Raw genomic sequence first — 10,086 nt, 5'->3', positions numbered from 1 at the left:
TGCGGCGCGGCTTCGGGGTGGTTGCGGCTTCGGGGTGGTTGCGGCTTCGGGTTTCAGGCGGGCAGGTGGTTGATGGGGTGGTCGTCGGTGGCCCACAGGTACTGGACGGCGTACGCGCGCCAGGGCCGCCAGCGGGCCGCGTACCGGGTCAGCGCCCCCGGCGTGGCGGGCAGCCCCAGCTCGGCGGCCGCGCGCCGTACCCCGAGGTCCGTCGGGAGGAAGGCGTCCGGGTCGCCGAGCGCGCGCATCGCGATGACCTCGACGGTCCACGGCCCGATCCCGGGCAGCTCGGCCAGGCGGGCCCGCGCCTCGTCCCAGTCGCTGCCGACGCCGAGGGCGACGCGGCCCGAGGCGAGGGCGTCGATCAGCCCGATCAGCGTGGCGCGGCGGGTGCGCGGCATGGCCAGGGCCTCGGGGTCCAGGCCCGCCAGGGCGCCCGAGGTCGGGAAGAGGTGGGTCAGCCCGCCCGCCGGGTCCTCGATCCGCTCGCCGTGGGCGGTCACCAGCCGGGCCGCGTGGGTACGGGCCGCCGCCGTGGACACCTGCTGCCCGAGCACCGCGCGCACCGCGAACTCGTCCGCGTCCACCGCGCGCGGCACCCGCCGCCCCGGTGCCTTGTCGACCAGCGGCGCGAGATCGGGGTCGGCGCGCAGCAGGTCGTCCACGGCGGTGGGGTCCGCGTCCAGGTCCAGCAGGCGTCGGCAGCGGCTGATCGCCCCGGCCAGGTCGCGCAGGTCGGTGAGGGACAGCTGGCAGCCGATGTGGTCCGGCGCCGGGCGCAGCGCCACGACCCCGTGCCCGTACGGCAGGCGCAGCGTGCGGCGGTAGGCGCCGTCGCGCCACTCCTCCACCCCGGGCACGGCGGTGGCGGCCAGGTGGCCGAAGAGGTTGTCCGGGCACAGCGGCGCCCGGAACGGCAGCCGCAGGGTCAGCACGCCGGGCGCGGCGGACCTCTCACCGCGCCGGGCCCGCCGGCGCAGCTCGGTGGGGGTGAGCGCGAAGACCTCGCGGACGGTGTCGTTGAAGGCCCGGATGCTGGCGAACCCGGCCGCGAAGGCGATGTCCGCCATCGGCAGCCCGCTGGTCTCGATGAGCAGCCGCGCGGTCTGGGCGCGCTGCGCGCGGGCCAGGGCGAGGGGGCCCGCGCCGAGTTCGGCGCGCAGCTGCCGCTCGATCTGGCGGGTGCTGTAGCCGAGGCGGGCGGCCAGGCCCGGCACCCCGTCGCGGTCGACGACGCCGTCGGCGATCAGCCGCATGGCGCGGGCCACCAGGTCGGCGCGCTCGTTCCACTGCGGGGAGCCGGGGCTGGCGTCGGGACGGCAGCGCTTGCAGGCCCGGAAGCCGGCCTGCTGGGCGGCCGCGGCGCTCGGGTAGAAGCGCATGTTCTGGGGCTTGGGGCCGACGACCGGGCAGCTGGGCCGACAGTAGATGCGGGTGGTGACCACGGCGACGAAGAACCAGCCGTCGAAGCGCGCGTCCTTGGCCTGGGCGGCGCGCAGGCACCGGTCGGTGTCGGTATGCATGACGTCAAGCATCGGGCATCGGAGGAGGGCCTGGCTCGCGAGAATCCGACATGGACCTTCGCCGCCCCGAGCGCCGGCTCGTCGGGGGCGAGTTGCGGCGAACGGCCAGACCAGAGGCGCTGTGATCGGCATCATGGGGGGTGTGACGGACTACGCCGAGATACTGCTTGCCGACGACACCTCCGTACGCCTGGAGCTGGCCCCCGTGCGCGGGGCCGCGCGCGGCGGGCCCGGCGGCGAGGGGGGCGGCCCACGGCCCCCGAGGCCGGAGGGGGCCGGCGGAGTGGGCGGGGTCACCCCGGTGGGGCGCGGGTCACGGGCCGCGGCGACGCTGGCCACGAACGCGCTGCGTACGGTGCTGCGGCCGCTGGGCCCGGTGCTCCAGGAGGTGCACGACGCGGTGCGCTCCGCGCCGAACCCGCCCGATGAGATCAATGTGCAGTTCGGGGTGCAGGTGGGGCAGGACCTGAAGCTGGGCATCGTGGGCGCGAACGGGCATGCCAGTCTGACCGTCTCGGCCACGTGGAAGCTGTCGGAGGAGCCGGGGCAGGCGGGTGCGGGGCAGGCGGGTACGGTTCCGGCCAGTCCAGGGCAGGCTGATTCCGGTTCCGGGCAGACGGCCGCGACCCCGGCCGGTCCGGGGCAGGCGGGTCCGGGCGGCGGGCCCGGCTCCGGCCCCGCCGCCTGAGCCGTGGGGTGGTTCCGCCCCCGCGGGCCGGCCGCGCGGCCCGCGGTCTCCGTCCTGGCCGAGGCCGACGGCGAGCCCGCCGGCTCCGGCGTACTGCTGCCCGGACAGCACCTGCTGACCTGCGCGCATGTCGTCAACAGCGCCCTGGGCCGATCCGACCTGCTGGCCCCCGACCACCCGGGCCCGGTCGCGGTACGGGTGCGGATCATCGCCCCCGGGGTCACCGTCGAGCGCGAGGCCGAGCTGAGGGCCTGGATACCGCCGAGAGTGGAGGACGCAGGACTGGGCGGCTACGAGTGGAACGGGGACCTCGCGGTGCTCCGGCTCGCCGAGGCGCTGCCGCCCTCCCTGCGTCCGCCGGTCTGGCACCCCATGGCGAAGGCCCAGCGCGTCCGCGCCTGGCACGGCAGCGGGGAGCCGGGGGTCTTCGCCGACGCCGAAGTGACCAGCTGCGACGGCCGGTTCGGATACTTCGACGGGCATGACCGCTCCCTGGATGTCGGCCAGTCCTACAGCGGCGGCCCGCTGTGGTCGGACGACGAGAGCGTCGTGGTCGGACTCGTCACCGCGAAGCTGGACGTGCACGGCGGTCTGGTCCGCCGCGCCTGGGGCATCCCCTGGCAGCGCGTCCGGCGGGAGCTGGACGGGGAGGGGCTGGCCCATCTCGCCGCGCGGCCCGGCGACGGCGCGCCCGACCACCCCGCCTACCCGGATCTGGTCGCCCTGCTGGACGGGCCGCCGCCCACCTGCGATGGCTGGGCGCGCTGCGGGCGGGCCGTGGCCCGGCAGCTCGGCCTGGGCCACCGCGACGACGGGTCACCGTCGGCCGAGGAGTTCGCCCGGCTGCTGCTCACCCACGAGCGGGCGCTGCCCGCCCTGGTCGCGGCCGTGCGCGCCACCTCTGGTGAACTGGCCGAGGAGCTGCTGGCCCTGGCGCGCTCGCACAGGCTGCCGCGGCTGCTCTCGCCCCAGGAGTACGAGCGGCTGGTCCGGCTGCTGGACGCGCTGCCCGCGCCCGCCGCGGCCAGGATCCCCGCCGCGGTGCGGGCGGCGCTGCCGCTGGCCGCCGTGCCCGCGGAGCTGCTGAGCGGCGGCGGGTCCTGGGCCCCGCTGGTCGAACACCTGGAGGCGCTGCACGGCGACAGCGCGGCCGATCCGTACGGCGGGGTGGCCGTGCCGAGGCTGCTGCGGGCTGTCGAGTACGTGGCGGCGAGCTGCCGCCCGGCCGATGGGGACGGCGGGGATAGCAGCGCGGCGCTGCGGGAATGGTGTGACCGGGTCGCGGCCCGGCTCGGCGTGCCCGGGACGGCTCTGCGGGACCGCCGCAAGGACGCGGCGGAGTGGGCGAAGCAGGGACGGCCGGCCCCGCCGCGCGTGCTGGTCGAACTGCGCGCCGTACCCTCCCGGGGTGACGGCCCCGAGCGCTATCGCATGCGGCTGTGGTGCGACGACGGAACCGGCCCGCAGCCGGTGTCGGAGCAGGACCAGCGGCCGCGTACCCCGGGCGAAGTGGCCCGGGAGATCCTGGCGGTCGTCGGCCCGTTGCGCAGGGCGGGCGGGAGCGTGCTCCCCGTCGTCGAGCTGGTCGTGGACCGGGACTCGCTGGAGCTGCCCCTCGACGACTGGGAGGACCCGGACCAGCCGCTCCCCCGGGTGCTCGGCGCCGAGTACCCCGTGGTGGTCAACTGCCCGGAGCTGCGCGAGATCGGCGGCGACGGGATCCTGTCCGACTGGCGGGAGCGGTGGCGGCGGCTGGACAGCGAGGAGCCGCTGTACATCGACGACGAGGCGGCCGAGAGCACCCGGGCCCTGTACGGGCTGCTGATGGAGCGGCGGTTCGCGGGGCGGGCGGACATCGTGGCGTCGCGGCAGCGGCGTTCCGCCGCCGTGCAGACGTGCCTGGCGGCGGGGGTGCCCGTCGTGCTGTGGGACCGCGGCGACAAGCCCGGCTCCCCCGCGCTGGGCCACTTCACCGACCGGCACGGACACTTGCCGGAGCAGGTGCGGATCTACCGCGCCATGGCCCTGCGCCGCCCCCTGACCTGCCCCGGCCGCCCGGTGCTGGCCTGGGCGGACCCGGACCTGCTGCCGCCGGAGGGCGCGGGGCGGCCGGTTCCGGAGGAGGGCCCCGAGCGGCCGGTGGAACACGTGTCGGTAGCGGTCCCCTGCGAGCGCCCTGCGGCGTACGACGAGACGTCCGACGACTGGCTGGAACGGTCGCCCGCGGGGCTCCGCATGTCTCCCCCTGCGGGCGCCGAACCACTCGACGAGCCGGTGCCCGACCCGCTCACGGAGGCCGACTGGCCGCCGCCGGACACCGACTGGCCGCCACCCAACGCCGGCCGGCCGCTGCCCGTGCTGGAGCTGGCAGACCCGACCGACTCCGACCCGGAGGACCCGGAGGATTTCGCATGGTGACCACATACGACGGCTGGCGGCTGTTCCACGGAGACGGCCGACAGCGCCCGGTCGAGATGCCACCCGCCCCGCCCTGGCGCACCTTCGGCCCGCCGGAGACGGACGGTGACCCCGCCGACCCCGCGGAGGACGCCGCCCCCGCCCGGCCGTACCTCATCTCGCCGGAACACGCCGACGTGGTGAACGCCGCGCTGCACCTGCGGCGCCCGCTGTTGGTCACCGGCCAACCGGGGGCGGGCAAATCCTCCCTGGCCCGCGCGATCGCCCATGAGCTGGACCTGGGGGACGTCCTGCACTGGCCGGTCAACAGCCGCTCCACCGTGCAGGACGCGCTCTACCGCTACGACGCGATCGGGCGGCTGCGGGAGACCGCGCTCAGCCGCGACCGCGGCGAGGCCGAGCCTCCGCTGGGCAGCTTCGTACGGCTCGGGCCGCTCGGCACGGCGCTGGTGCCGGGCCCGCGTCCGCGCGTGCTGCTGGTGGACGAGCTGGACAAGGGCGACGTGGATCTGCCGAACGACCTGCTGACGGTGTTCGAGGAGGGCGAGTTCGAGATCCCGGAGCTGGCCCGGCTGCCCGAGGAGCAGTCGGTGGTCGAGGTGCTCACCGAGCGCGCGGACGAGCGGGCCACCGTACGGCGGGGGCGGCTGCGCTGCCAGGAGTTCCCCGTCGTCGTGATCACCAGCAACGGCGAGCGGGACTTCCCGCCCGCCTTCCTGCGCCGCTGCGTCCGGCTGGAGCTGCCCACCCCCGACGAGGCCCGGCTGCGGGAGATCGTCACCGCGCATCTGGGTGAGGACGCGCTGGACGACGTGGACCGACTGCTGGAGACCTTCCTGCGCCGCCGCTCCGCCCGCCAACTGGCCACCGACCAACTCCTGAACGCGGTGTTCCTGCGGGCGCGGGGCGTGGACCTGTCGGCGGACGAGCTGCTGGACGCGGTGCTGCACCGGCTCGGCGGGGTGGTGTGACCCGTGGCGGGAGGGGACGGGCGGGGCGGGCCGCCGGGGCAACGGCTCGGGCGGCTGGACGACGCGCTCGCCATCCTCGCGGACAGCGGTGCGCAGCTGTCCCAGGAGCAGCTGCTCGACGCGCTCTGGCTGGCCACCCGGCTGCCCCCGGGCGCGGCCGGGGCGGGCGCGCCGCTGGAACGGGCCTGTACGGCCGGCACAGCGGACGCAGCAGACACAGCCCACACGGCCGCCACCCCCGCCCGGCCGCAGGGCCCCGCTGAGCGGCCCCGCCCCTCCGTACCCGCCGCCACGCCCCCGCCGCCCGGGAAGCCCGGGACGCCCCCGCCGCCCGGGACGCCGGCCGATCCCCCGGCCGCATCGCGGCGCGGCGGCCCGCCCGGCGGCAGAAGCGGTCTGTACGGCGCGATCGAAGCGTCGGCCGACCCCGGCGCTCCCCCGCCGCCCGCCGCCCGCCGCGCCCTGCCGCTGCGCGTGCCGGAGGCCAAGGCGCTGCCCGCCGAGCTGCCCATCGGCCGGGCGCTGCGCCCGCTCAAGCAGTACCGGCCCAACCCGCTCAAGCGCGAGGTCGACGAGGTCGCCACCGCGACCGCGCTGGCCGAGACCGGTCTGCCCGACGTGGTGACCCGTCCGGCCCGCGAGCGCTGGCTGGATCTCGCCCTCGTCGTGGATGACGGAATGTCGATGCTGCTGTGGCGGCGGCTGGCGGCCGAGCTGCGCACCCTGCTGCAGCGCGCCGGCGCCTTCCGCGTCGTACGGGTCCTGGGCCTGCACACGCGGGGCACCGGCCCACCGCTGCTGCGCGCCAGGCCGTACGAGCCCGACGCGCCCACCCTCCCCGTCACGGCGGTGTCCGACCCCTCGGGGCACACGCTGGTGCTGGTGCTGAGCGACGGCGTGGGCGCGGCGTGGCGCGACGGCCGGATGTCGGCGGTGCTGGAGCGCTGGGCGGGCCAGGGACCTGCGGCCGTGCTGCACGCCCTGCCGCCGCGCCTGTGGGAGGGGTCCGGGATCCGGGCGCAGCGCTGGCAGGTGCGCACCCGCAGGCCCGGCTCGCCGGGCACGGACTGGGCGGTCGCCGACCCCGTCCTGCCCCCGGAGCTGGCCCGCTTCGACGGCCTCCCCGTGCCCGTCCTGGAGCCGGAGGCCGGGCCGCTGGCCGACTGGGCCCGGCTGATCGCCTCGGCGAGCGGCACGGCCGTGCTTCCCCTGCTCGCCCCGCCGCGCCCGCGCCGCCCGGCCGCCGCGCCGTCCACTCCCGCCCGGCCCGGCGACGACCTGAGCCGTCTCATGCGCTTCCGGGAGGCCGCCTCCCCGGAGGCCTACCGCCTGGCGGCCCACCTGGCCACGGTCGCCCCGCTGCCGGTGCCCGTGATGCGGCTGGTGCAGGCGGCGGTCCCGTGGCAGGCGGAGACGGGGCACCTGGCCGAGGTCTTCCTCGGCGGGCTGATGCGCCCGACCGAGCCCCCGACCTCGGCGGGCCCGGGCCCGTTCCCGCCCCACCACCGCCCCTTCACCTTCACGGACACGGTCCGGCGCGCGCTGCTGGGCGCGGTCCCGCTGCCCGAACTCGACGAGACCCGCGAGCTGATCGGCACCCGGCTGAAGGAACTCGCGGGCAACTCCCCGGACTTCCCGGCCTGGCTCGCCCACCCGTCGGGCGCCGACCGGCTCCCGGCACGGGCCCGGCCCTTCGGGGTGATGGATCAGCGGCTCGCGACCCGGCTGGGCGCGGCCCTGCCGACCAGCCTCACCCGGGGAAGCCGCTGGCGCCCGCTGATGCCCGACGACCCGCGCACCATCGGCCCGTACACGCTGCGGCTCGCCGACCACTCGGGATCGCGCGTCACCGCCTACCTGGGCAAGGACGCGTACGGCGAGGAAGCCATCGTCCACACGGCCCGCGGGCGGCGGGGCGCGCAGGCCGCCGCCCTGCTCGGCGTGCAGGCGGAAGCACTGCGCCGGATGGACGGACGATACGCGCGCACCCTGCTGAGGGAGCACCTGCGCGGCGAGACGCCGTGGATCGCCGAAGAGCCCTTCGTTGGCGACCGGCTGGACGACCTCCTCCGCGCGGGCACCGACCGGTGGACGCCGGAGGCCGCCTTCGCGCTCGCGCGGCAGCTCGTGGACGCCGTGCGCGTTTGCGCCGCGGAGGGCATGGCGCACGGCGACCTCACCACGAGCACCGTCTACGTCTCCGGCGAGGACCTCGTCCTGACCGGCTGGTCGTCGGCCTCCATCGACGGGGTGCAGTCCCCGGCGCTCCAGGGCGGGCGCCCCCCGACCCCCCGGGACAACGTCCGGGCGATGGGAGACATCCTGCTGTGCCTGGGCGGCGGAGGATGGTCGCGGCGCGCGGGCAATGTGTATCAGATGTCCCGCTGGGGCACCGAGCGCTGGCGGCCGATCCGGGACGCGGTGATGGCCTGTCTCGCCATGTACAACCGGCCGACGGCGCAGGAGGTCTGGGAGGTCTTCGCACGGTTCGACCCCGCCGCACCGGCCCCGGCGGCCCCGCCCGCCCCCTCCCCGGCGGCCCCCCTGGCCCAGGCGGGCCCGGCGGCCCCGCCCGTCCCCGCCACGGAACCAGGCCGGGAACAGCGGGCCCACGGCTGGGCCCCGCTGTCGGACACCGACCCGCGCGAGATCGGCCCGTACATCCTGTACTGCCGCGTCCACGCCCGCAGCGGGGTGACCGCGTATCTGGGGCGGATTCCGGACAGCGACGAGTACGCCGTGCTGCGCACCGTGGGTCTGGAGCCCTGGCGGCGGGGTGCGTTTGCCCGGCTGAGCACGGAAGCGGAAGCGCTGCGCCGGATGGCGGGCCGCTACGCGCCGAGGTTCCTGGGCCAGGACCTCGACACCGAGCCCCCCTGGACCGCCCAGGAGCACGTCCTCGCTCCCGACGGCTCCCCGGCCCGCACCCTGTCCGCGCTGCTCTCCGACGGCACGGCCCGCGGCTGGGACGCGCGGACTTCCGCGACCATCGGATGGCACCTCGCGGAAGCCGTGCACGTGTGCACGACCGAGGGAATGGCACACGGCCGGCTGACCACGGACACGGTGCTCGTCGCCGACCGCTCCGTGAAACTGGTCGGCTGGGATTCGGCCGTCATCGACCCGTCGGTGTGGCGGCGGCTCGGGCGTGGCTCACCCGCCGAGGACGTCTTCGCGCTCGGTGAGATTCTGCTGGCCCTGGGTGGCGGCCGGAAGACCACCCGCCAGGAAGTCGTGGGCATGGGGGACCTCGGTGATCCCGAATTCGCCTACATAAGGGGCGTCGAATGGGGCGCGTCCACGGCGTGGCGGGGAGAGACGTGGGGACCGGTGCGCCAGATCGTCGACGCCTGCCTGGACGACCGCCGCCGCAAGCGCCCGGCGGCCCGCGCGGTCGCGGACGTCTTCGCCCAGGTCCTCAGGCGTACCGCGCCCTGACCGCGAGGCCCCGCCCCCGGCCGGTGCCCGGGGCGCGCGGCGGAGGGCCTATCGTGTACGGCATGTCGTCCACCGACCTCATCCGCATTGTCTCCCGCTCCTCCCCCATGGCCCTCGCGCAGGTCGAGCGGGTCCGCGCCGAGCTGGCCGCGCTGCGGCCCGGCATCCGTACCGAGGTGGTGCCGGTCACGACGTCCGGCGACCGGTGGATGGGCGATCTGTCGGCGCTCGGCGGGAAGGGCGCGTTCACCAAGGAGGTGGACGCGGCGCTGCTGGCGGGCGAGGCCGATCTGGCCGTGCACTGCGTGAAGGACGTGCCCGCCGACCGGCCGCTGCCGGCCGGCACGGTCTTCGCCGCGTACCTCAAGCGCGACGACATCCGCGACGCCCTGATCCACCCGGGTGGTCTGACGCTCGATCAGATGCCGGAGGGCGCGCGGATCGGGACCTCGTCGGTGCGACGCATCGCGCAACTGGCCGTCTCCCACCCGCATGTGGAGTGCGTGCCCATGCGCGGCAACGCCAACCGCCGTCTGGAGAAGCTGGACGCGGGCGAGTGCGACGCGCTGCTCCTGGCCGTGTCGGGTCTTGAGCGCATTGGCCGTACGGACCGGATCACCGAGATCCTGCCCGTCGAGACGATGTGCCCGCCGATCGGGGCGGGGGTGCTGGCGCTGCAGTGCCGCGAGGACGACGCCGCGACCATCGAGGCGGTCTCCGGGCTCGGCGACGCCGACGCCTGGAAGGAGATCACGGCCGAGCGCATGCTCCTGCACGTCCTCCAGGGCCACTGCAACTCCCCCATCGCGGGCTTCGCGCGGGCCGAGCGCGACGGCCGGCTGTCCCTGCGGGCCCGGGTTTTCAGCCCGGACGGCAAGACGGTGCTGGACGCCCACGAGTGGGCGGGGCCGCTGGACCCGGCCACGCTCGGCACCTCGGTGGCGGTGGCCCTGCTGCGCCAGGGGGCGCGCGAGGTGATCGACACCATCCCGCACTGAGCCGCCCTTGGATGTGCGGTGAGTATGGGACAGCGACACGCCGACGGTAC

The 10,086-nt window shown here is 76.4% G+C and carries 6 protein-coding genes; 5 read left to right on the top strand and 1 reads right to left on the bottom strand.

What is annotated here, in order from left to right; all coding sequences use genetic code 11:
* Nucleotides 1-53 precede the first annotated feature (53 nt).
* Entirely contained in the window at nt 54-1,523 is a 1,470-nt protein-coding gene (locus tag BBH68_RS24915; protein WP_065965736.1) for a DNA-3-methyladenine glycosylase 2 family protein, read from the bottom strand.
* 133 nt (nt 1,524-1,656) lie between these two features.
* On the opposite strand from BBH68_RS24915, the gene BBH68_RS24910 reads away from it, so the two are divergent.
* The 5 genes from BBH68_RS24910 to hemC all read left to right on the top strand — a co-directional run bounded on the left by BBH68_RS24910 (nt 1,657) and on the right by hemC (nt 10,036).
* Nucleotides 1,657-2,211, top strand: a complete 555-nt coding sequence (locus BBH68_RS24910; RefSeq protein ID WP_342673152.1) for a CU044_2847 family protein — start codon at nt 1,657-1,659, stop codon at nt 2,209-2,211.
* Nucleotides 2,212-2,214: 3 nt separating this feature from the next.
* Complete coding sequence (locus BBH68_RS24905; RefSeq protein ID WP_065965733.1) at nt 2,215-4,629, top strand: VMAP-C domain-containing protein; 2,415 nt, start codon at nt 2,215-2,217, stop codon at nt 4,627-4,629.
* Nucleotides 4,623-5,600, top strand: coding sequence for an AAA family ATPase (locus tag BBH68_RS24900; protein WP_065965732.1), 978 nt, complete (start codon nt 4,623-4,625; stop codon nt 5,598-5,600). The genes BBH68_RS24905 and BBH68_RS24900 overlap by 7 nt, the downstream gene beginning before the upstream one ends.
* A 3-nt stretch (nt 5,601-5,603) precedes the next feature.
* On the top strand, nt 5,604-9,038 hold the full coding sequence (locus BBH68_RS24895; RefSeq protein ID WP_065965731.1) for an SAV_2336 N-terminal domain-related protein: 3,435 nt from the start codon (nt 5,604-5,606) through the stop codon (nt 9,036-9,038).
* A gap of 62 nt (nt 9,039-9,100) precedes the next feature.
* On the top strand, nt 9,101-10,036 hold the full coding sequence (gene hemC, locus BBH68_RS24890; protein WP_065965735.1) for a hydroxymethylbilane synthase: 936 nt from the start codon (nt 9,101-9,103) through the stop codon (nt 10,034-10,036).
* Nucleotides 10,037-10,086: the final 50 nt, after the last annotated feature.

The organism is Streptomyces sparsogenes, assembly GCF_001704635.1.
Taxonomy (GTDB): domain Bacteria; phylum Actinomycetota; class Actinomycetes; order Streptomycetales; family Streptomycetaceae; genus Streptomyces; species Streptomyces sparsogenes.
The sequence above is the reverse complement of the archived record's forward strand: the minus strand, read 5'-3'. Positions and strand labels throughout refer to the sequence as shown.